We start from the raw sequence: 20,765 nt of genomic DNA, 5'->3' as shown, positions 1-20,765 counted from the left end.
GTGGGGGCGGGCCGTAGGCCCGTTCCCTTCAGGGGCGCGGGGAACTGCGCGAGCAACCACGAACCACCCGCACCCGCCGAACCGACGCGCACCCCCGAGCTACAAGGCGCCCCCTCACTACGCCGACGGATCCTGCGGCCCCCGCCCCGACAGGACCTCCCCGTACGCCTGCATGAGATCCGGCAACCGCAACGTCGACAGGTCGTCCCGCGTCGGCACGCTCGGATACCCCGACAGCCGCAGATCCCGGTACGCGCAGCTCTTCTCGTACAGCGTCCTCAGGAACCGCCCGTTGCCCAGTTCGTCGATCCACCCCTGCTCGACGACATGACCGGCGATGGAGCGCAGCTCCTCCAGCGCCTCCTCGTCCCACACGTCCCCGTTCTCCGCCGCGAGGACCTCACCGATCGAGGTGAGCTCCAGCGGCCGGTAGGACGGGAAGTCCACCCGCGTCGTGAACCGCGACGACAGTCCGGGGTTCGCGGCGAGCAGCCGGTCCATCCCCTCCGGGTACCCCGCGAGGATCACCACGAGATGGTCCCGGTTGTCCTCGGCCCGCTTCAGCAGCACCTGAAGCGCCTCGTCGCCGTACGCGTCCCCCTTGCCGTACCCGGAGTTGGACAGGGAGTACGCCTCGTCCACGAACAGCACCCCGCCGATCGCCGAGTCGATCAGCTCGTTGGCCTTCACGGCAGTCTGGCCGAGGTACTCGCCGACGAGATCCGCCCGCTGGGCCTCCACCAGGTGGTCGCCGCCCAGCAGCCCGAGCGCGTAGAAGACCCGGCCCAGTATTCGGGCGACGGTCGTCTTCCCCGTCCCGGACGGCCCGGAGAAGACGAAGTGCCGTTTGGGGGGCTGCACGGGCAGTCCCTGCCCGGCCCGCAGCCGCGCCATGTTCAGCTGCGCGGACAACGCCTTGACCTGCCGCTTGACCGGTTCCAGGCCGACCATCCGCTCCAGCTCGGCGAGGGCCTCCTCCAGCAGCTCGGGGTCGGTCGGCCCGGCCGGCAGCGGATCGACCCGCACCGCGGACTTCTGCCGTACGAAGGTGTCGCCCGCCTCCGGCGGCAGCCCGCCCGGCGGCACGGGGTCCGGATCGGAGAGCTTCAGGTCCCGGCCGTCGGCGTCGAAGAGCGGGTCGAGACCGTCGCCCCCGTCGAGCGCGTCCTGCCCGATCCCGGCGAGCGCGATCGCCGCGAGGTCGGCCGCGTCGTCGTACCCGTCGCCCTCGTCGATGGCCGCGAGCCGCGCGGAGGTGTCCATGAAGGCCGGGTCGACCCGGTGCACGGCCCGGTACAGCGGTAGCGCGGCGGCGCTGCGCCCGGTCCCCTCGTGCGCCCGGGCCAGCCAGTACCGCAGTTCCTTGCGCTGCGGCTGCTCGCTGCGGCAGCGCATCAGCGCCGCGGACAGCAGCGGCTCGGCCTGCCCGTACGTCTCCAGCCGTACCCGGGCCATGCCGCCGAAGAGGCCGGCCTCGATTCCGAGCAGGGGATCGTCGAGAAGGGGATCGGTGTGCCGGACGAGCTGCTCCCAGTCCTTGACGAGGTAGGCGCGGCAGGCGTGCAGGAAGCGCACCTGGGGGTCGGCGTCCACCGGCGGCAGCCCCGCGAGCGCCCGGTCCAGCTCGGGGACGTGGCGCCCGTCCAGCCAGTGCGAGGCATGGGCGAGGAGCAGGTCGCGCGGGGTCTCCAGGACCGGCTGGACCCACCAGCCGAGCCAGTACCAGGAATTGAGGGGGCGCCGATGGCGGGCCCGCTGCTCACCGAAGCGCTCCCGGTGCCGGAACATCCGCAGCAGGGCGGTCGTCGTGTCCACCCGCAGCGCGTGCAGCCCGAGCCAGCCGTCGGCCATGCCCGGATCCATCCGCACCGCCGCGCGGAACTCCTCCTCCGCCTGCGGATACGCGCCCATGGTGTAGGCGTCCACGCCTCGCAGCCAGGCGAGGTCGGCCGGAGCCTCGGGGCCCCGAGAGCCGAAGTCCATCACGTCCCCCACAAACCGTGCCCCCGTGTGGAAACCGAACGGGCCGGTGCCCGTCGGCAGCCTTCTCGAACCGCTGTGCCGCGGACGGGAGTTGCTTGGGTCACGTTGCCGCAACCGTCCGAAGGTCGCACCCAGGGCATCGTACCTGCGGGTCGGGCGCCCTTCGAAGGGTGCCGCAGGGCTCGAATCGCGAGGTGGGAGCAGACGGGGCGCATCGCGCACGGTGACCGAGGGTGAAGGAATCGTGCGGGGCAGAGGGCCCCCGAGACCGGTCGAGGGCAAAACGAAGCCCCCGATCACGGGGGAACAATCGGGGGCTTCGCGTAGGAGGGCGGCTCCCAAGGGCCGCACATTCAGAACGTAAGACCTGTACGGGCCCTCGGTCAAGCCGAGTTGAGGCACTCGGAGAAGTTCTCCGGCGCTGCTCTTCACAAGTTCAGCACATTGCCGATGGGTCGTCACCCTGAGTGAGGCCGGGCCTCGAAGGGGGAGTCACACCAGGTCCCGCCAGCACCTCGTACCCCGCCTTTCCCCCACGAATCAGCAGGTCGGCGAAGGGCCGGGAGGGGTCCTCGGCGAAGTGCCGGCGTTCCGCCCGGACCCATCCGGCCCAGAACTCACTCTGTTCCGCCCCGTCCCGTGCCCGCCCCCGCGCCCAGGCCTCCTCGTCCGGCAGCTCCATCCACACCAGCCCCGCCAGATACGGCCGCAACGCCCGACGTCCCGCACCGACCCCCTCGACGACGATCACGGGTTCCGGCGGCAGGGCGACGCGGGGACCGAAGGTCCGCTCCCGCCAGTCGTAGGGGGCGTAGCGCGCGGTCCCGCCGAGCCGCAGTGGTTCGACCACCTGGACCAGCAGCCGCTCGGTCCACGCGAACAGTTCCTCGTGGGTGGCGATGTCGTCCAGATGGAGCACGGGGGCGTCTCCGAGCGCATGGGCCAGACGCCCGGCGAACGTGGTCTTCCCGGAGCCCGCGTGCCCGTCGACGCCGATGAGCCGGACCGGCCCGCAGGAGGGCGGCAGCAGCCGCAGCCGGTCTGCCAGATCGCTGACGGCGGGGTCCTCGGAGGCGGGGGAGATACGCATGGGGCGATTGAACACCGGGAGGGGCGGCACCGGAACGCGCCAGTGGTATCGACCAATATTGGAGGGCGTGGCGAGGCCCGAGATGCTGGCAGAAGTCCGCGTCCGGCGTCCATAGTTGGCGAACAGTCGTGCGTCTGAACTGTCTTTCCCGGACCACTGGGGGTCACCCGCCCATGTCGAGACTTTCCGAGCCGTCCCGCAGGACCGTCCTGACCGCAGCCGTCGCCACCGCCGCCGCGGCGGCCGGCTCAGCCGCGGTTCCGGCCACCGCCGCAGCCGCGCCACCGGTCCGGACCGAGGCGCCCGCGCGCCCGGCGCGCGCACCGGAGCGCCTCGTCGACCACCACGGCTGGACGTCGTACACCGACTGGTGCGGCGGCACCTCCCAGGGCACCCGGGCGCGGGCCGGGAAGCGGCCGGGGCTGGTGATCGGCTCCGCGGCCGGCACCACCGACTACACCGACCCGCACACCGGCCGCACGGCCACCTGGGAGTACGCGACCTGGACGTCGCCCGCGCACCGGCTCGCCGTGCCCGCAACGGAGGTCATCCCCTCCTGGAACGCCCGCACCCCGGACGGCACCTGGATCCAGATCGAACTGCGGGGCACCTACTCCGACGGCACCGACACCCCCTGGTACGTGATGGGCCGGTGGGCGTCGGGCGACAAGGACATCCGGCGGACCTCCCTCGACGGGCAGAAGGACGGCCGGAGCAGCGTCTGGACGGACACCTTCGCGATCGACGACCCGGCCACGGGGCTGCGCCTGGCCTCGTACCGGCTGCGGCTGACGCTCCACCGCACCCCCGGCACCCGCCTTACCCCCACGGTCTGGCGGGCCGGCGCGATGGGCTCCGACGTCCCCGACCGCTTCACCGTCCCGGCCTCCACCCCCCGCCTCGCACGCGAGCTGGACGTCCCGCGCTACTCCCAGGAGACCCACAAGGGCCAGTACCCGGAGTACGACAACGGCGGCGAGGCCTGGTGCAGCCCCACCTCCTCCCAGATGATCATCGAGTACTGGGGACGGAGGCCCAGCACCGAGGACCTGGCCTGGGTCAATCCGGAGTTCGCGGACCCGCAGGTGTGCCACGCCGCCCGGTTCACCTACGACTACGCGTACGAGGGCTGCGGGAACTGGCCCTTCAACGCCGCCTACGCCGCCGGCTACCGGGACCTCCAGGGCGTGGTGACCCGGCTGGGCTCGCTCACCGACCTGGAGAAGCTGATCGCGGCGGGCATCCCGGTGATCACCTCCCAGTCGTTCCTCGCCGCGGAGCTGACGGGCGCGGGCTACGGCACGCCCGGCCACCTGATGACGGTCATCGGCTTCACCGCCGACGGGGATGTCATCGCCAACGACCCGAACTCCGCGACCAACGAGGCGGTGCGCCGCGTCTACCTGCGACGCGAATGGGAGAACATCTGGCTGCGGACCAAGCGGTACAACGCCTCGGGCAAGGTCGTCTCCGGCACCGGCGGCGTCTGCTACCTCTACTTCCCGGCGCGCCCCACCGCCCGCCAGCGCGCGGCGCTCACCGCGGTCGGGGTGCGTGTGTGACCAAGGTCTCGGCCGTGACCGCCCCGACCGGTGGCAAGGTGGACGCACGGTAGGGGGGAAGTCCACCGCACGTCGATCACACCAGCGAGCTGCCATGACCGCGACCTCTGCCACCGCCGACGTCCGCACCCGCACGGGCGGCCCCGAGGACGACGGCCCCGAGATCGTCGAACACCTCATGGGCTGGACCCTCGTCGTGGTCGTCGCGATGCTGGTGGTTCAGCTGGGTCTGCTGTGACCCGCCCCCCTGCCGATCCCGAGGCCTGATCCACCGTCCGATCCTGTCGATCAGAGTCGAACAAGCTGGTGGTGCGGGTCTGCCATACTGCGGGTTGTCCCGCTGGCAGTTGGAGACCAGGACCGAAATTGAATAGCAGTCAACAGCGTGGGATCGAACGTCCGCGGGCCCGGGGCACCGACCGATCCCTAGCGCGCCGCGCCGAACTCATCTCCATCGGGCGCAGGTTGTTCGCGGACACGTCCTACGACACGCTGTCGATGGACGACATCGCGAAGCAGGCGCATGTGGCCAAGGGACTGATCTACTACTACTTCAAGTCCAAGCGCGGCTACTACCTCGCGATCGTCGAGGACTCGGTGGCCGACCTGATCACGCATGCGGCCGGTGGCCTCCGTCTGCCCCCGGTGGAGCGGGTGCAGCGCACCATCGACTGCTATCTGCGCTACGCCCAGGACAACCAGGCCGCCTACCGCACCATCGTCAGCGGAGGCGTCGGCTTCGACACCCAGGTGCACGCCATCCGGGACGGCGTTCGCGAGGCCATCGTCACCACCATCGCCGAGGGTGCCTACGGCAGGAGCGACATAGCCCCGGTGGTCCGCATGGGACTGTTCGGCTGGGTCTGCGGGGTCGAGGGCGCCACCCTCGACTGGATCGACCGCCCGGGGCTGGACCGCGACACGATGCGCGAGCTGCTGGTCAAGATGCTGGGCGGGGCGCTGCGCGCCATCGAGGAGATCGACCCGTCGTACGCCGCCCCGGCACCGGCCCGCCGCGACGGCTGACCGGCCGGACCATCGAGGACGGGGCGGAGACCCGCCGTCGGCCCTCCGCCCCGCGTGCGGTGCCTCGGTGTCAGTTGATCGCCTTGATCAGCTCGCCGTCCGGGGTGTCACCGCTGAGCTCCCAGAAGAAGGTGCCGCCGAGGCCCTGCGCCTTCCTGTACTTCATCTTCCCCTTGACCGTCGCCGGGGTGTCGTAGCTCCACCACTCGTTTCCGCACCTCGCGTAGGCGGTGCCGCCCACCCTGCCGTTCGCCGGGCACCTGGTCTTGAGCACCTTGTAGTCCTCGTAGCCGGCCTCGTACGTGCCCGGGGCGGGGCCGGTGGCGGTGCCGCCGGGCGCCGACGCGGTGACCCCCGTCCAGCCCCGCCCGTAGAAGCCGAGGCCGAGCAGCAGCTTGGAGGACGGGATGCCGAGGCTCTTGAGCTTCGCGATGGTCGACGCGGTGTTGAAGACCGGGTTCGCGATGCCGGGGTACGGATACAGCGGCGAGTGCGGGGCGGTGGTCGCGTCCCAGGCGCCGAAGTAGTCGTACGTCATCGGGTTGTACCAGTCGACGTACTTCGCGGCGCCCGCGTAGTCGGCCGCGTCGATCCTGCCGCCCTTCGAGGCGTCGGCCGTGATCGCGGCGGTGACCAGCTCCTTCTTGCCGAATCGTGTGCGCAGGGCCGCCATCAGCTCCTCGAAGGACTCCCTGCCGCTGGTGTCGCAGGTGAGACCGCAGGCGTTGGGGTACTCCCAGTCGATGTCGATGCCGTCGAAGACGTCCTTCCAGCGGGAGTTCTCGACGAGGTCGTAGCAGGAGTTCGCGAAGGCCTCGGGGTTCTTCGCCGCCTCGCCGAAGCCGCCGGACCAGGTCCAGCCGCCGAACGACCATACGATCTTGAGCTTCGGGTGCAGCTTCTTGAGCTTGCGGAGCTGGTTGAAACTGCCGCTCAACGGCTGGCCGTCGGTGTCGGCGACGCCGTCCACGGACTCCTCCGCGGTGAACGGCCTGTCGGCGTCCGCCCAGGGGTCGCCGAGCGCGCACCTGCCGTCGACGACGTTGCCGAAGGCGTAGTTGATGTGGGTGAGCCGGTCCGCCGAACCGGACGTCTCGATGTTCTTGACGTAGTACTGGCGGCCGTATATGCCCCAGTCGATGAAGTAGCCGACGACCTTGGAGCCGGGGGCCGCCTGCCGTGCGGCCGCACCGGCCGCCGTCTCGCCGGCGGACGCGGGGCCCGCGCCGGCCAGGAGTCCCGCGCCGAGGGCGGCGCAGCACGCGGTGGAGAGCAGTGCCCGGGAGCGGGCGCGGGGGTGGGACGGTCGGGGCATGGGGTCTCCTCGTGAGGGGGCGGGGAGTGAGCGGGGGAGGAAAGCCGACCTGCTGGTGGCGCGCCGGGGTGTCGCCTCGCGCGGCTGCGGGGCCGCCGCTTGGCATGGACGCGATGGCGCGTTGCCGGAACAGTAGGAGGACTAGACCATTCGGTCAATGGTTTGGACCAATTGACTTCGGCGGCTCGCCGCCCGACCTTTCTTCTAATTAGCGGTCGTTAACTGGTGACTCGATGCCGCCGATCGGGCATACTCCAAGCGCCACAGCCGCTGACCAGCACACTTCCGAGATCCGGAGGGGGCAGCATCGGCCGCGGCCCGTAAGACCCGGCGGGGCCACCCCATCCCTGGTGTGCGCCGCCGCAGTGCCCGACAGGGAGGAGAGCGTCGCCATGCCCGACCGCGCCCCGCAGCCGGTGGACCGTCAACTGCCCACGGAAGAGGCCCGGGATCTGATCTCGCTCGTCCGTGAGATCGCGCAGCGGGAGATCGCCCCGTACGCGGCCGAGGAGGAGGACGCCGGTCGCTTCCCGCGCGAACTCTTCGGCCTGCTCTCGGAGTCGGGACTGCTCGGCCTGCCGTACGGATCCGAGTACGGCGGTGGCGACCAGCCGTACGAGGTCTATCTGCAGGTCCTGGAGGAGCTCGCCGCGGCCCGTCTCACCGTCGGTCTCGGTGTGAGCGTCCACTCCCTCGCCTGCCACGCCCTCGCCACCTACGGCACCAAGGAGCAGCAGGTCGAGCACCTCCCGGCGATGCTCGGCGGTGGCCTGCTCGGCGCCTACTGCCTCTCCGAGCCCTCGTCGGGTTCGGACGCCGCGTCCTTGCGGACCAAGGCGGTGCGGGACGGCGACGACTGGGTGATCACCGGCACAAAGGCATGGATCACGCACGGCGGGATCGCCGACTTCTACACGGTCATGGCCCGTACCGGCGGCGAGGGCTCACGCGGTATCACGGCCTTCCTGGTGCCCGGCGACGCCGAGGGGCTGAGCGGGGCGGCACCCGAGAAGAAGATGGGTATGAAGGGCTCGCCCACCGCGCAGGTCCACTTCGACGGGGTGCGCGTCCCCGACGGCAGGCGCCTCGGCGAGGAGGGCCAGGGTTTCGCGATCGCCCTGTCCGCGCTGGACTCCGGGCGGCTCGGCATCGCGGCGTGCGCGATCGGCGTGGCCCAGGCCGCACTGGACGAGGCGGTCGCCTACGCGACGTCCCGCCGGCAGTTCGGGCGCCCGATCGCGGACTTCCAGGGGCTGCGCTTCATGCTCGCCGACATGGCGACCCGGATAGAGGCGGGCCGCGCGCTGTATCTCTCCGCCGCCCGGCTGCGGGACGCGGGCCGGCCGTTCTCCAAGCAGGCGGCCATGGCGAAGCTGCTGTGCACCGACAGCGCGATGCAGGTGACCACGGACGCCGTGCAGATCCTCGGCGGATACGGCTACACGGCCGACTTCCCGGCCGAGCGCTATATGCGCGAGGCCAAGGTGCTGCAGATCGTCGAGGGCACCAATCAGATCCAGCGGATGGTCATCGCCCGCCACCTCGCGGGTCCCGAGTCACGCTGAACGAATTGACGAAGTCGACGGGGGAGCCGGCGAAGGGCCCGTGGAACCCGAGCGCCGAGCTGCCGAACGAGCTGCTCGTGGCGAACGGGTCCCCGGCGGCGCCGAACTGACCGAGGCTGCTCGGGGGCGCCGTCAGCCGCGCCCACTCCGGGTCATGACGCCCCGGCAGGGTGCGGCCCCCGTCCGCCCATGTCCGCATCAGGGCCCGGTAGATGGGCGGATCCTGTGAGGAGGCCGCCCCCTGGGAAACCGATTCTGCCGGGGCCGGGACGAAGATGTGGTGGCGACGTCCGGCCACCGGGTACGTAGGGGTCATACCGGGTCAACGCGGTGACCGCCGCGGCGGTCACCGCTCAGGTGAATCGGGCCTGCGTTCGCGACCGCCCGGTCGGCGTGGCGTGCGCACGCCCGTGCGCCGGACGCACCGGACCCGCACCAGGGCGGCCTGGAGGACGCCATGGCGCGGGCGACCACGACAGAAGGTCTCAGGAGCGGTCACGACGGCGGGGAGGCCGCGGACACGGAGTGCCGAACGGCCCGTGGATCAGGCGGCCTGGCGGCGCGTCATCGGCACACGCATCGGGCGCGAACCCGGGCCGCCGACGTGCGAGAAAGGCTGCGTCCGCCAGTCGAGCCCCTGCGGGAGCGTCAACAGGAGGGCGGTGTCCTGCTCCTGCGGCTCCACCGACTCGTCCGCGGACCGGGCGTCGGTGGCCGCGCGGCCCGTACCCGCACAGACCGTGAGCCCGAACGGGTTCCACGGCGACACGACCTGCGCGTGCTCCGGCAGGGCGTCCTCGTCGGACAGCAGGGCGATGGGCTGAGCGCAGTCCGGGCAGATGACCCGGAACATCTCGAAGGTGTCGTACGCGTCGAACTCGTCGTCCGGTTCGACGCCCTCCGGCTCGGGCTCGATGACCGACTGGAGGCGCTTGGGCGCGGTACGACCAGGGCGCTTAAGACTCTGCATGGGATTCTCCCCCTCGGGCTGGGCCGTTCGGGCACTGCGGCCTCGACCACAGCAAGCACTTCCCGTCCCGTGTTGGCGGTAATCACGAGATCATCACGAAGCCTGTTCGGGCACTGTGGCCTTCGTCACATGCCGCTCGCAGATGCCCCGCCCACCGGCCCGATCGCCCCGACGGCCCGCGGCGGGCCCCCGGTCACATCACGAACCGGTCATGACCTGCGCCGCTGAGGTATCCGAGGAGATCAACCGCCCTGTAGGTTCTTGCGCCATGGAGGAGCTGGACCGACAGATCGTGCAGCTGCTCGTCGCGGACGGGCGGATGAGCTACACCGACCTGGGCAAGGCCACGGGCCTGTCCACGTCGGCCGTGCATCAGCGCGTGCGCCGACTCGAGCAGCGCGGTGTCATCCGGGGCTATGCCGCGGTCGTGGACCCGGAGGCCGTCGGGCTGCCCATGACCGCGTTCATCTCGGTGAAACCGTTCGACCCCAGCGCCCCCGACGACATCGCCGAACGCCTCGCCGGCGTGCCCGAGATCGAGGCCTGCCACAGCGTCGCCGGCGACGAGAACTACATCCTGAAGGTCCGCGTCGCCACCCCCCACGAGCTGGAGGAGCTGCTGGCCAGGCTGCGCTCCCTCGCGGGCGTCTCCACCCGCACGACGGTGGTGCTGTCCACCCCCTACGAGGCCAGGCCGCCCCGGATCTGACCCCGGGGGCGGCGGCCGCCGGCCCGGGCCCAGATGCGGCCTCCTCGGCGGCAGGCGCGAGACTGTCCCCCATGAGTGAACGCACCGCCTCGTCGGAAACCGTGTTGCTGCGCGGGGGAGAGGTCCACAGCCCCGCCGACCCGTTCGCCACCGCGATGGTCGTCGAACACGGACAGATCGCCTGGGTCGGGTCCGAGGGCGCCGCCGACGCCTTCGCCGAGGGCGTCGACGAGGTGATCGACCTCGAAGGCGCCCTGGTCACCCCGGCGTTCACCGACGCCCATGTGCACACGACCTCCACTGGTCTCGCGCTCACCGGCCTCGACCTCTCGGCCGCCCCCTCCCTGGAGGCCGCACTCGTTCTCGTCCGGGAATTCGCCGCCGCCCGCCCGGCCGACCGCGTCCTGCTGGGCCACGGCTGGGACGCCGCCCGCTGGCCCGGCGGCCGCCCCCCGACCCGCGCCGAACTCGACGAGGCCACCGGCGGACGCCCGCTGTACCTGAGCCGTATCGACGTCCACTCGGCGGTCGCCACCACGGCCCTGCTCGACCTCGTCCCGGGCGCCGACCGCTTCGACGACGGCCCGCTCACCCGCGACGCCCACCACGCCGTACGGGCCACCGCCCTCGGCGCCATCACCCCCGCCCAGCGCACCGAGGCCCAGCGCGCGGCCCTCGCCCGCGCCGCTTCCCTCGGTATCGGCTCGGTCCATGAGTGCGCGGGCCCGGAGATCTCCTCCGAGGACGACTTCACGGGGCTGCTGCGGCTCGCCGCCGAGGAGCAGGGCCCCCGGGTCGTCGGCTACTGGGCCGAGCGGGACGTCGCCAAGGCACAGGCGCTCGGGGCCGTCGGCGCCGCGGGCGACCTCTTCGTCGACGGCGCCCTCGGCTCGCACACGGCGTGCCTGCACGAGCCGTACGCCGACGCCCCGCACACCGGCACCGCGTACCTCGACGCCGGGGCCGTCGCCGCCCATGTGGTCGCGTGCACCGAGGCGGGCCTCCAGGCGGGCTTCCACGCCATCGGGGACGCCGCCGTGACCTCCGTGGTCGACGGAGTCCGGGCGGCGGCGGAGAAGGTCGGCCTGGCCCGCGTGCGGGCAGCCCGTCACCGCGTCGAGCACGCGGAGATGCTCACCCCGGACGCGGTCGCCGCCTTCGCCGAACTCGGCCTCACCGCCTCCGTGCAGCCCGCCTTCGACGCGCTGTGGGGCGGCGAGGAGGGCATGTACGCCCAGCGGCTGGGCGCCGAGCGCGCCCGTGCCCTCAATCCGTTCGCGGCCCTGCTGCGGGCCGGGGTGCCGCTCGCCTTCGGCTCCGACAGCCCGGTCACCCCCCTGGACCCGTGGGGCACGGTCCGTGCGGCGGCCTTCCACCGCACACCGGAGCACCGTGTGTCCGTGCGCGCGGCGTTCACGGCCCACACGCGGGGTGGCTGGCGGGCCGTCGGACGGGACGACGCGGGCGTCCTCGTCCCGGGCGCCCCCGCCGACTACGCGGTCTGGCGCACCGGTGAGCTGGTCGTCCAGGCCCCCGACGACCGGGTCGCCCGCTGGTCCACCGACCCCCGTTCCGGCACCCCCGGCCTGCCCGATCTCAGCCCCGGCACCGACCTGCCCGTCTGTCTGCGGACCGTCGTGGCCGGACGCACGGTCTTCGTACGGCCGGGCGAGTGATCTCCTCGGCGGGCGGGGGAGGGCGCCGGCCCGCCCCGCCCGCGGTGCGACCTGCGCATCCTCCCCGCTCACCAGGCCGCATACGAAAAACCCGCAGGTCAGACGGCATTTGACAGCGGGCGGAGGGAGGCCGGTAGGTTCGGCCGGGTCCACCACCGGACGTCCGGCCGAGGAGCTTTCGCGCGGTCGTCGAAGCGCCGCTGGGTCAGGGGTGGTGCGCCTCACCGGCGCACCACCGCTGGCAGCCAGGCCCAGGGTTCGCGCTCGGCGAGGGAACGTTCCGGCCCGGTCGGGTGGGTGGGGCCCGGCAGCTCAGTAGACAACGGCTTTCGGTCGACCCGCAGCCAGCGGGCCCCAGGTCGGCCCGAAGGGCACCGGGCCCCCGTCCGCCGCGGCGGACGGCCCCCGGCCGTGGTCGGCGGAAGGCCGGCCCCGGTCCGTTCCGCGCCGGTCGCCCCGCGTGCTGTCCCGGCGTACACGCCCCGCGAGGCGTGCTCCCGCACACCCCCTGTCGAATCGAGACCCCTCTGGACAGGAGGCGACACTCCGGCGCAGGCCGTGGCCACTATGGTGGACCCCTGCGTACGGACTTGAAGGGGCAGCAGTGAACGACGGCGACGGGACCCTCGCGGCAGCAGGCCAGGAGAGGCGCTTCGGCCCGCTCGGCACGGCCTTGGTGATCATTCCGACCTACAACGAGGCGGAGAACATCAAGACCATCGTCGGCCGGGTGCGCAAGGCTGTTCCCGAGGCGCACGTCCTGGTGGCCGACGACAACAGCCCCGACGGCACCGGCAAGCTCGCCGACGAACTGGCCGCCGAGGACGACCAGGTCCAGGTGCTGCACCGCAAGGGCAAGGAAGGACTCGGCGCCGCGTACCTCGCGGGCTTCCGCTGGGGCATGGAGCACGGCTACGGCGTCCTGATCGAGATGGACGCGGACGGCTCGCACCAGCCCGAGGAACTGCCCCGGCTGCTGACCGCGCTCAAGGGCGCCGACCTCGTCCTCGGGTCCCGCTGGGTGCCGGGCGGGCGCGTGGTGAACTGGCCCAAGTCCCGCGAGTTCATCTCCCGCGGCGGCAGCCTCTACTCCCGGGTCCTGCTCGACGTCCCCGTCCGCGACGTGACCGGCGGCTACCGCGCGTTCCGTCGGGAGACCCTCGAAGGGCTCGGCCTCGACGAGGTCGCCTCCCAGGGCTACTGCTTCCAGGTCGACCTGGCCCGCCGGGCGATCAGGGCCGGATACCACGTCGTCGAGGTGCCCATCACCTTCGTCGAGCGCGAACTCGGCGACTCCAAGATGAGCCGCGACATCCTCGTCGAGGCGCTGTGGCGGGTCACCGCCTGGGGCGTCGGCGAACGGGTCGGCAAGGTCCTCGGCCGCGACAGCAGGAGCGCGGCCCCGGACACGAAGAGCTGATCGTTTCCCTTATCCCGTCCTGAGACGGCGGCAGGCACACTGGGGGCATGACGACTGGCGCTTCGACCCCGACGTACCCCGCCCGGCCTCGGCGCTCCCGGCTGCGCACGTTCCTGCCCCTGGGGATCGCCACGTGGCTGGTGCTGGAGATCTGGCTGCTCACGGTCGTCGCGGACGCGGCGAGTGGGCTCGCGGTGATCGTGCTGCTGGTCGCCGGGTTCCTCGCCGGGTCCGCGGTGGTCAAGCGGGCCGGGCGGCGGGCGTTCCGGTCACTGACCGAGACACTGCAACAGCAGGGCGGCGGCGCGGCGTCGGGGGTCGAGGCCGGCAGGAACGAGGGCAACAGCTTCCTGATGCTGGGCGGCCTGCTGCTGATGCTGCCGGGCGTCGTCTCGGACGTGGTCGGGCTGGTGCTCTTGGTGCCGCCGGTGCAGAAGGCCCTGGGGCGGTACACGGAGCGCGCCTTCGAGCGGAAACTGCGGGAGGCGGGAGCCGGGGGGCTCGGGGACGCGTACACCCGGGCCCGGATCCACCGGCCCGACGGCAAGGTCGTCCCGGGCGAGGTCATCAGGGACGCGGCGCCGGGCAGCGCCGACGAGCCGAGGGACGCGCGGCCGCCCCTGGGGTACTGAGGGTCGGCGGGAAGCCGCTCAGGGAAAGCACGAAGACCGCGGGCGCCGTACGTGATGTACGGCGCCCGCGGTGTTCGTGCGCTCTGGGTCTGCCGCCCAGCCCCCTCGGGGGCTACGCGGACTTGCGGCTGTCTCGCGGATGGACCGCGATGTTCATCGCGCCGGAGCGGAGAACGGCCAGGCGCTCCTCGAGGACCTCTTCGAGTTCCTCACGGGTGCGCCGCTCCATCAGCATGTCCCAATGCGTGCGCGCGGGCTTGGCCTTCTTCTCCTCGGGGCCGTCGCCGTCCACGAGGAGTGCCTGGGCCCCACAGACCTTGCACTCCCACTCCGGCGGGATCTCCGCCTCCACCGAGAAGGGCATCTCGAAGCGGTGCCCCTTCTCGCATGCGTACTCCACGGCCTGGCGCGGAGCCAAGTCGATGCCGCGGTCCGTCTCGTAGCTGGTCACCACGAGGCGCGTGCCGCGAAGAGCTCGCTCACTCATGAATCGTGCCTCCCGGGCTTGTCGCCCACAGGACAGGTGTCGCTGTCGTCGTCATCCGGTCAACGTCCGGTCGGCGGTAAAGATTCCCGTTCCGTGTCCCGTTCCGGGTCATGCGTCGCCGTCGTAGCCGCCCTTGTTGTACCCACCGGCGCCCGGTTTGTCACATCTGACAGCAGATGTCACCCAGCGTTTCGGCATCTTTGACGCGCAGTAACGGTACGCCTGGCAGGCCAAACGCGTACACTACAGCCCTTTCGCTTCCTGTGCTAAATCCTCTCGGGAACGGGATTGCCGGCGTCGCCGATCGCCCGGCGCACCGGAACCCTCGCGAGCAGGGCGAATCCGAGCACGAAGAAGAGGACCAGCGAGATGATCGCGTCCCGATAACTTCCGGTCAGCTGGTAGGTGAGACCGAACAGCAGCGGGCCGAGCCAGCTCATCCCCCGGTCGCTCATCTCGTACGCCGAGAAGTACTCGGCCTCCTTGCCGGGCGGGACGAGCTGGGAGAAGAGGGAGCGGGACAGGGCTTGGCTGCCGCCGAGGACCAGACCGATGCCGGAGGCCAGGACGAAGAACCAGACCGGTGCCCCCGCCGGGAGGAAGTAGCCGGCGGAGAGGATCAGCGTCCAGGCGACCAGGGAGCCGAGGATCGTCCGCTTGGCGCCGTAGCGGCGGGCCAGCCGGCCCATGCCGAGGGCGCCGCACACCGCGAGCACCTGCACCAGCAGCACCGCCACGATCAGCGTGGACTGCCCGAGGTCGAGTTCCTCGGAGCCGTAGACCGACGCCTGGGAGATCACCGTCTGGATGCCGTCGTTGTAGATCAGGTACGCCAGGAGGAAGGCGAGCGTCAGGGGGTGGCGGCGCATGTCCCGGACGGTCGCCGCCAACTGGCGCAGCCCCGGCGCGGTGGCCTCCCCGGTGTCCGCCGACGGCTTGCGGCGGTCCCGCAACCGGCGCAGCGGGATCAGGGCGAAGGCGCCCCACCACAGGCCCGCCGAGGCCAGGCAGATACGGACGGCCATGCCCTCCGAGAGGCCGAAGCTGTCGTGCGAGGTGAAGAGGATCAGGTTCGCGACGAGGACCAGGGAGCCCGACGCGTAGCCGAAGGCCCAGCCCCGGGAGGAGACGGCGTCGCGTTCCTCGGGCGCCGCGATCTGGGGGAGGTAGGAGTTGTAGAGCATCATCGCGACGGACTGCGCCGCGTTCGCGACCACGAGGAGCACGCCGCCGAGGAGGTAGCGGTCGCCGTCCAGGAAGAACATGCCGGCCGTCGCGGTGGCGCCCAGATAGGCGGCCGCTCCCAGCAGGGGCTTCTTGCGGCCGGTGCGGTCGGCGGCGGCGCCCACCAGGGGCATGATCACCACGGCGACGATCACCGACAGGGACACCGAGTACGCGAAGAACGAGCCGGCACGGACCGGGATGCCCAGCGGATGGACGTAACCGTCCGGGTCGGCGGCGGACTTGGCGACCTCGGTCAGATAGGGGCCGAGGAACACGGTCAGGACGCTGGTCGAGTAGACGGAACAGGCCCAGTCGTAGAAGTACCAGCCGCGCTGTTCGCGTCGCCGGTCCGCGGCCTCGTCGGCCTCGTCCGTCCGCACGGTGTCGGTGCCCACCCGTGCCCCCTCGCTTCCCCGGGAAGGGCCGCGCGACGGCCTCAGACCCAGGTCCCCCGGTCTTCGAGCACCTTGCGCAGCGTGTCGATGTGATCGGTCATGATGCCATCGACGCCGAGGTCGAGGAGACGGTGCATACGTTGCGGTTCGTTCACGGTCCACACATGGACCTGGAGCCCCCGTGCGTGGGCGGCCCGCACGAAACGGTGGTCGACGACCGGCACGCCCGACCGCGACTCCGGTACCTGAGCGGCGATCGCCGAGCGGCGCAGCGGGGCGGGGATCCCCCATGAGCGCAGCCGCAGCCCGAGGACGCCGCCGGTGCCGTACGAGGTGGCCAGGCGGGGGCCGGCCAGGCGCTGGGCCCGGGCCACGCGCGGCTCGGAGAAGGAGCCGACGCAGACGCGGTCCCAGGTGCCGGTGCGGGCGATCAGGTTGAGCAGGGGGTGGAGCGCCGACTCCGCCTTGACGTCCACGTTCCAGCGGACGTCGGGGAACGTCTCCAGGAGTTCCTCGAACAGGGGGACCGGTTCGACGCCGGCCACGCGCGCGTGCCCCACCTCCTTCCACGGCAGGTCCGCTATCCGGCCCGCCCCGTCGGTCACCCGGTCCAGGGTGGCGTCGTGGAAGGCGACGAGCTTGCCGTCGAGCGTGGCGTGCACGTCGGTCTCGAGGTAGCGGTAGCCCGACTCCACCGCGTGCCGGAACTGGGCCGTGGTGTTCTCCAGGCCGTCCGCCGCCCCTCCCCGGTGGGCGAAGGCGATCGGGCCCGGATGGTCGAGATAGGGGTGGCGTATCAGGGCGGTCACCCGGGAAGTATGGCCCGCTCCGATGGACCGGTGGCAACGACCGTGCTGCCGGACGCCGAGGGGACGGCGAACACGCGCAGGAACAGTTGGGCGAGCGGGCCGATGGAGACGGCGTACAGGAGGGTGCCGACGCCGACCGTGCCGCCGAGGACGAAGCCGGTCGCGACCACCGTCAGCTCGATGCCCGTGCGGACGAGACGGATCGACAGGCCGGTCACCCGGTTCAGGCCGGTCATCAGGCCGTCGCGGGGCCCCGGGCCGAAGCGGGCGGCGATGTAGAGGCCGGTCGCGGCGCCGTTCAGGACGATCCCGACGACCATCAGCGCGATACGGGCCGCCCAGGTGCGGGCGTCCGGGGTCAGGGCGAGCGTCGCGTCCATGGCGGCGCCGATCACCAGGACGTTGGAGACCGTGCCGAGGCCGGGGCGCTGGCGCAGCGGGATCCACAGGAGCAGGATCGAGGCACCCACGATGGTGAGGACGATCCCCATCGACAGGCCGGTCCGTTCGGAGAGGCCCTGGTGGAGCACGTTCCAAGGCTCCAGCCCGAGACCCGACCGGACGAGGAGCGCCGAGCTCACGCCGTAGAGGGCGAGACCGACGTAGAGCTGAAGCAGGCGCCGCGTGAGATGCCCGTGTGCGGACACGAGATGTCCCCCTTGTTGGTGGTAGTGGCCTGTCGCATGTCACCCTGTGGCTTGAGGAGTGATGTGCTCCATGGCCAATTCGGGGAAGGTGGACTGGAAACGTGTCTCAGTGGACTTCCGCGGTCGGGGCCGCGCAGCTCGCTCGTATGCTCAACTCCCAGCAGGACCGCCCCAGTGGGCCCGGCAGCAAGCGTCCGCCCGCCTACCGCGCCCTCGCCGACGGCGTCCGGCTGCTGGTCCTCGAAGGGCGCGTGCCGGTGGCGGCCCGGCTGCCCGCCGAGCGTGAGCTGGCGCTCGCGCTCTCCGTCTCCCGGACGACCGTCGCCGCGGCCTACGAGGCGCTGCGCACGGAGGGGTTCCTGGAGTCCCGGCGCGGGGCGGGCAGCTGGACCGCCGTACCGGCCGGCAAGCCGCTGCCGGCGCGCGGTCTGGAGCCGCTGCCCCCGGAGGCGCTCGGCTCGATGATCGACCTGGGGTGCGCGGCGCTGCCCGCGCCCGAGCCCTGGCTGACCCGCGCCGTGCAGGGCGCCCTGGAGGAGCTTCCGCCGTACGCGCACACGCACGGCGACTATCCGGCCGGGCTGCCAGCGCTCCGTTCGATGCTCGCCGACCGGTACACCGCGCGCGGTATCCCGACGATGCCCGAGCAGATCATGGTGACCACGGGTGCCATGGGCGCCATGGACGCCATCTGCCACCTCTTCGCGGGGCGCGGTGAGCGAATCGCCGTGGAGTCGCCCTCGTACGCCAACATCCTCCAGCTGATGCGGGAGGCCGGGGCCCGCCTGGTGCCGGTCGCGATGGCCGAGGGGCTCGCCGGGTGGGACATGGACCGCTGGCGGCAGGTGCTGCGGGAGGCGGCGCCGCGGCTCGCGTACGTCGTCGCCGACTTCCACAACCCGACGGGGGCGCTCGCCGACGAGGACCGGCGGCGGGGGCTCGTCGACGCGGCCCGGGCCGCGGGGACGGTGCTGGTCGTGGACGAGACCATGGCCGAGCTGTACCTCGACGAGGGGGTGGAGATGCCCCGGCCGGTCTGCGCGTTCGATCCGGCGGGCTCCACGGTGATCACGGTCGGTTCGGCCAGCAAGGCGTTCTGGGCGGGCATGCGGATCGGGTGGGTGCGGGCCGCGCCCGAGGTGATCCGCAGCCTCGTGGCGGCGCGGGCGTACGCGGATCTGGGGACCCCGGTGCTGGAGCAGCTGGCCGTGAACTGGCTGATGGGTTCCGGCGGCTGGGAGCAGGCCGTCGGGATGCGGCGGGAGCAGGCCCGGGAGAACCGGGACGCGCTCGTCGCCGCCGTGCGCGGGGAGCTGCCCGACTGGGAGTTCACCGAGCCGCGGGGCGGGCTGACGCTGTGGGTCCGCACCGGGGGTCTGTCCGGGTCGCGGCTCGCGGAGGTGGGGGAGCGGGTCGGCGTCCGGGTGCCGTCCGGGCCGCGGTTCGGGGTCGACGGGGCGTTCGAGGGGTATGTGCGCCTGCCGTTCACCGTGGGCGGGGCGGTCGCGGAGGAGGCGGCGACCCGCCTGGCCGCGGCCGCGCGGCTGGTGCGGAGCGGGGCGTCCGGGGGGAACGAGGGGCCGCGGACGTTCGTGGCGTAGGAGGCACGACTGTCCGCGGCCGGGCGCGAGGGGGATCGGGCGGCTCCCGACGCTGCGCTCGGACAGGCCGGCGCGGTGCTCGACAGGCCGGTCAGTTGTCGGCTGCCGCGAGTTCCTCCAGGTCGTCGGCCGGGGTCGTGTGGGGCGGGAGAAGGGCGAGGACCGACTCGCGGTGGGGCTCGGGGGCGTCCGGGTCGTGGGGGTCCGGAGTGGCGGGGACCTGGAGGCGCAGGACGGGAGCGGTGCCGAGGCGCGCGTAACCGCGGCCGGCGGGGACGTCGGCGGTCGGGGTCGTGGGGGGTGGTGCCCCGAGGACGGACTGAAGCTGCTCGGGGGTGGCCGGGCCGAGGACCACGCGGGCACGGGTGTGACGCAGCACCGCCTCGCCGAGGGCGTCCAGGTGGTCGAAGTGCTCGGCCACGACGACCGTGACGTTCGCGGCCCGGCCGTGGCGCAGGGGGACCTGGAGGAGGGAGTGCGGGTCGCGTCCCCCGTCGGCCGCCGCCAGATGCGCCAGGACGGTCGGGCGGTCGAGCAGCAGCCAGAGGGGGCGCTGGGTGTCGTCCGGGGCCGGATGCCCCGCCTGGCGGGCGCGGTTCGTGGCGATCAGCCGGCGTTCCGTCTCCTGGGACGCCCACTCCAGGCTCGCCAGCGCCCCGGAGAGCCCGCTCTCCACGGCGAGGACGCCGTCCCGGCCGGTCAGGCACGCGTGGTCGCCGCTGCCGGCGCCGTCGACGATGACGACGTCGCCGTGCTGCAGCGCCTGGAGGGCGATGGAGCGCAGCAGCGTGGTCGTACCGCTGCCCGGTTCGCCCACGGCCAGCAGATGGGGTTCGGTGGAGCGGGCGTCGGTGCGCCAGACGACCGGCGGTACGTCGCGCTTCTCCTCCCCGAAGGAGAGGGGGAGCGTGCGCTGGACCTGCGCCGGGTCGGTGAAGCCGAGGACCATTTCGCCCGGAGCCGTCACGAAGCGCTGGGCGGCGATGTCGGTGGCGAGCGGGGGCAGGACGCTGACGGACAGGGTGTTGCCCTCCTCGTCCCAGTCGAAGCGGTACTCGCGGCCGCGGCCGGCCTTGGCGTGCAGCAGGTGCTCGACACGCGCCCGGGACTCGGGCTCGCCGTCGGCGAAGTACGCCGGGTAGTGGATCAGCACATGGCAGATCCGTCCGGTGCCGTCGAACGCGTAGGTGGGGAAGACCTTGTCCCAGGCGCCGCCGTGCGCGTAAAGCGGCTCGGGGTCCTCGGCGGCCGAGAAGCAGGGGACCAGGGCCTCGTAGAGGGAGCGCAGACGCTGGGTCTGTGACTCGTCGGGGCCGGTGGGTTCGCGGGCCGCGCCGTCGCGGCCCGCCCAGGCTGCCGCCGCCATCAGGGCGATGACGGCGAGCAGCGCTCCGTACGGCGCGAGGGTCACCACCAGGACCACCGAGGCGCCGAGGAACAGCAGTGACCCGCGCCGGTCCGCCGGTGTCTCCACCCATCTGCGCCGGCCGGCCGCTGCCAGCCGGCGCAGTCCACGGGTGATCGTGATCAGCGGATGGAGGACGTCGGTGGCGCCGTCGGCCGCCGTCCGGGCCAGCTCACGGCTCTTGGCGAGATGCGCGCCGCCGTTGCTCAGAATGCGGGGGAGGGTGACCCGGGCCACGGCTGTCTC

General features: G+C 72.3%; 18 protein-coding genes. 9 read left to right on the top strand and 9 right to left on the bottom strand.

The features are described 5' to 3' along the window. Nucleotides 1-117: 117 nt before the first annotated feature. Nucleotides 118-1,983, bottom strand: a complete 1,866-nt coding sequence (locus SMA5143A_RS09265; protein ID WP_107462419.1) for an AAA family ATPase — start codon at nucleotides 1,981-1,983, stop codon at nucleotides 118-120. 436 nt (nucleotides 1,984-2,419) lie between these two features. After that, a complete protein-coding gene (locus SMA5143A_RS09260) occupies nucleotides 2,420-3,073 on the bottom strand; it encodes a uridine kinase family protein (RefSeq protein WP_107462418.1) in 654 nt (217 codons plus the stop codon). A gap of 173 nt (nucleotides 3,074-3,246) precedes the next feature. Between SMA5143A_RS09260 and SMA5143A_RS09255 the strand changes: the two genes are divergently transcribed. From SMA5143A_RS09255 to SMA5143A_RS09245, 3 genes are all read left to right on the top strand, one after another. Next, nucleotides 3,247-4,635 carry a peptidase C39 family protein gene (locus SMA5143A_RS09255; protein ID WP_107462417.1) on the top strand — a complete coding sequence of 463 codons (1,389 nt, stop codon included), beginning with the start codon at nucleotides 3,247-3,249 and terminating at the stop codon, nucleotides 4,633-4,635. 94 nt (nucleotides 4,636-4,729) lie between these two features. Then, nucleotides 4,730-4,873: an SCO1431 family membrane protein gene (locus SMA5143A_RS09250; protein WP_107462416.1), complete on the top strand. Its 144-nt coding sequence runs from the start codon at nucleotides 4,730-4,732 to the stop codon at nucleotides 4,871-4,873. Nucleotides 4,874-5,001: 128 nt separating this feature from the next. Further along, entirely contained in the window at nucleotides 5,002-5,661 is a 660-nt protein-coding gene (locus SMA5143A_RS09245) for a TetR/AcrR family transcriptional regulator (protein WP_107462415.1), read from the top strand. Between the two features lie 70 nt (nucleotides 5,662-5,731). On the opposite strand, the gene SMA5143A_RS09240 is transcribed toward SMA5143A_RS09245, so the two are convergent. After that, nucleotides 5,732-6,976, bottom strand: a complete 1,245-nt coding sequence (locus tag SMA5143A_RS09240; protein WP_107462414.1) for a glycoside hydrolase family 18 protein — start codon at nucleotides 6,974-6,976, stop codon at nucleotides 5,732-5,734. Between the two features lie 392 nt (nucleotides 6,977-7,368). Here SMA5143A_RS09240 and SMA5143A_RS09235 point away from each other — a divergent pair, with 392 nt between their 5' ends. Further along, entirely contained in the window at nucleotides 7,369-8,541 is a 1,173-nt protein-coding gene (locus tag SMA5143A_RS09235; RefSeq protein ID WP_107462413.1) for an acyl-CoA dehydrogenase family protein, read from the top strand. Between the two features lie 544 nt (nucleotides 8,542-9,085). Here the strand turns inward: SMA5143A_RS09235 and SMA5143A_RS09225 are convergent. Beyond that, a complete protein-coding gene (locus SMA5143A_RS09225; RefSeq protein WP_107462411.1) occupies nucleotides 9,086-9,511 on the bottom strand; it encodes a hypothetical protein in 426 nt (141 codons plus the stop codon). A 268-nt stretch (nucleotides 9,512-9,779) separates the two neighbouring features. Here SMA5143A_RS09225 and SMA5143A_RS09220 point away from each other — a divergent pair, with 268 nt between their 5' ends. The 4 genes from SMA5143A_RS09220 (at nucleotide 9,780) to fxsA (ending at nucleotide 13,948) form a co-directional block, all read left to right on the top strand. Further along, complete coding sequence (locus SMA5143A_RS09220; protein WP_033532524.1) at nucleotides 9,780-10,220, top strand: Lrp/AsnC family transcriptional regulator; 441 nt, start codon at nucleotides 9,780-9,782, stop codon at nucleotides 10,218-10,220. A gap of 71 nt (nucleotides 10,221-10,291) precedes the next feature. After that, entirely contained in the window at nucleotides 10,292-11,896 is a 1,605-nt protein-coding gene (locus SMA5143A_RS09215; RefSeq protein WP_107462410.1) for an amidohydrolase, read from the top strand. A gap of 604 nt (nucleotides 11,897-12,500) precedes the next feature. Further along, a complete protein-coding gene (locus SMA5143A_RS09210; RefSeq protein WP_107462409.1) occupies nucleotides 12,501-13,316 on the top strand; it encodes a polyprenol monophosphomannose synthase in 816 nt (271 codons plus the stop codon). A gap of 47 nt (nucleotides 13,317-13,363) precedes the next feature. Next, on the top strand, nucleotides 13,364-13,948 hold the full coding sequence (gene fxsA, locus SMA5143A_RS09205; protein WP_107462408.1) for an FxsA family membrane protein: 585 nt from the start codon (nucleotides 13,364-13,366) through the stop codon (nucleotides 13,946-13,948). A 112-nt stretch (nucleotides 13,949-14,060) separates the two neighbouring features. Here the strand turns inward: fxsA and SMA5143A_RS09200 are convergent, their stop codons facing one another. From SMA5143A_RS09200 to yczE, 4 genes are all read right to left on the bottom strand, one after another. Continuing rightward, nucleotides 14,061-14,435, bottom strand: a complete 375-nt coding sequence (locus SMA5143A_RS09200) for an RNA polymerase-binding protein RbpA (RefSeq protein ID WP_003977404.1) — start codon at nucleotides 14,433-14,435, stop codon at nucleotides 14,061-14,063. A gap of 266 nt (nucleotides 14,436-14,701) precedes the next feature. Continuing rightward, nucleotides 14,702-16,057, bottom strand: a complete 1,356-nt coding sequence (locus SMA5143A_RS09195) for an MFS transporter (RefSeq protein WP_107462407.1) — start codon at nucleotides 16,055-16,057, stop codon at nucleotides 14,702-14,704. Nucleotides 16,058-16,098: 41 nt separating this feature from the next. Beyond that, the gene (locus SMA5143A_RS09190; protein ID WP_107462406.1) at nucleotides 16,099-16,866 is read right to left on the bottom strand and encodes a glycerophosphodiester phosphodiesterase; all 768 of its coding nucleotides are present in this window, start codon (nucleotides 16,864-16,866) and stop codon (nucleotides 16,099-16,101) included. Then, nucleotides 16,863-17,513 carry a membrane protein YczE gene (yczE, locus tag SMA5143A_RS09185; RefSeq protein ID WP_107462405.1) on the bottom strand — a complete coding sequence of 217 codons (651 nt, stop codon included), beginning with the start codon at nucleotides 17,511-17,513 and terminating at the stop codon, nucleotides 16,863-16,865. The genes SMA5143A_RS09190 and yczE overlap by 4 nt, the downstream gene beginning before the upstream one ends. Nucleotides 17,514-17,614: 101 nt before the next feature. Here yczE and SMA5143A_RS09180 point away from each other — a divergent pair, with 101 nt between their 5' ends. After that, nucleotides 17,615-19,114, top strand: coding sequence for an SCO1417 family MocR-like transcription factor (locus SMA5143A_RS09180; RefSeq protein WP_107462404.1), 1,500 nt, complete (start codon nucleotides 17,615-17,617; stop codon nucleotides 19,112-19,114). A 91-nt stretch (nucleotides 19,115-19,205) separates the two neighbouring features. On the opposite strand, the gene SMA5143A_RS09175 is transcribed toward SMA5143A_RS09180, so the two are convergent. Next, nucleotides 19,206-20,756, bottom strand: a complete 1,551-nt coding sequence (locus SMA5143A_RS09175) for an ATP-binding protein (protein ID WP_107462403.1) — start codon at nucleotides 20,754-20,756, stop codon at nucleotides 19,206-19,208. Nucleotides 20,757-20,765 lie beyond the last annotated feature (9 nt).

Source organism: Streptomyces sp. MA5143a, assembly GCF_900290235.1.
Lineage (GTDB): Bacteria > Actinomycetota > Actinomycetes > Streptomycetales > Streptomycetaceae > Streptomyces.
The sequence above is the reverse complement of the archived record's forward strand: the minus strand, read 5'-3'. Positions and strand labels throughout refer to the sequence as shown.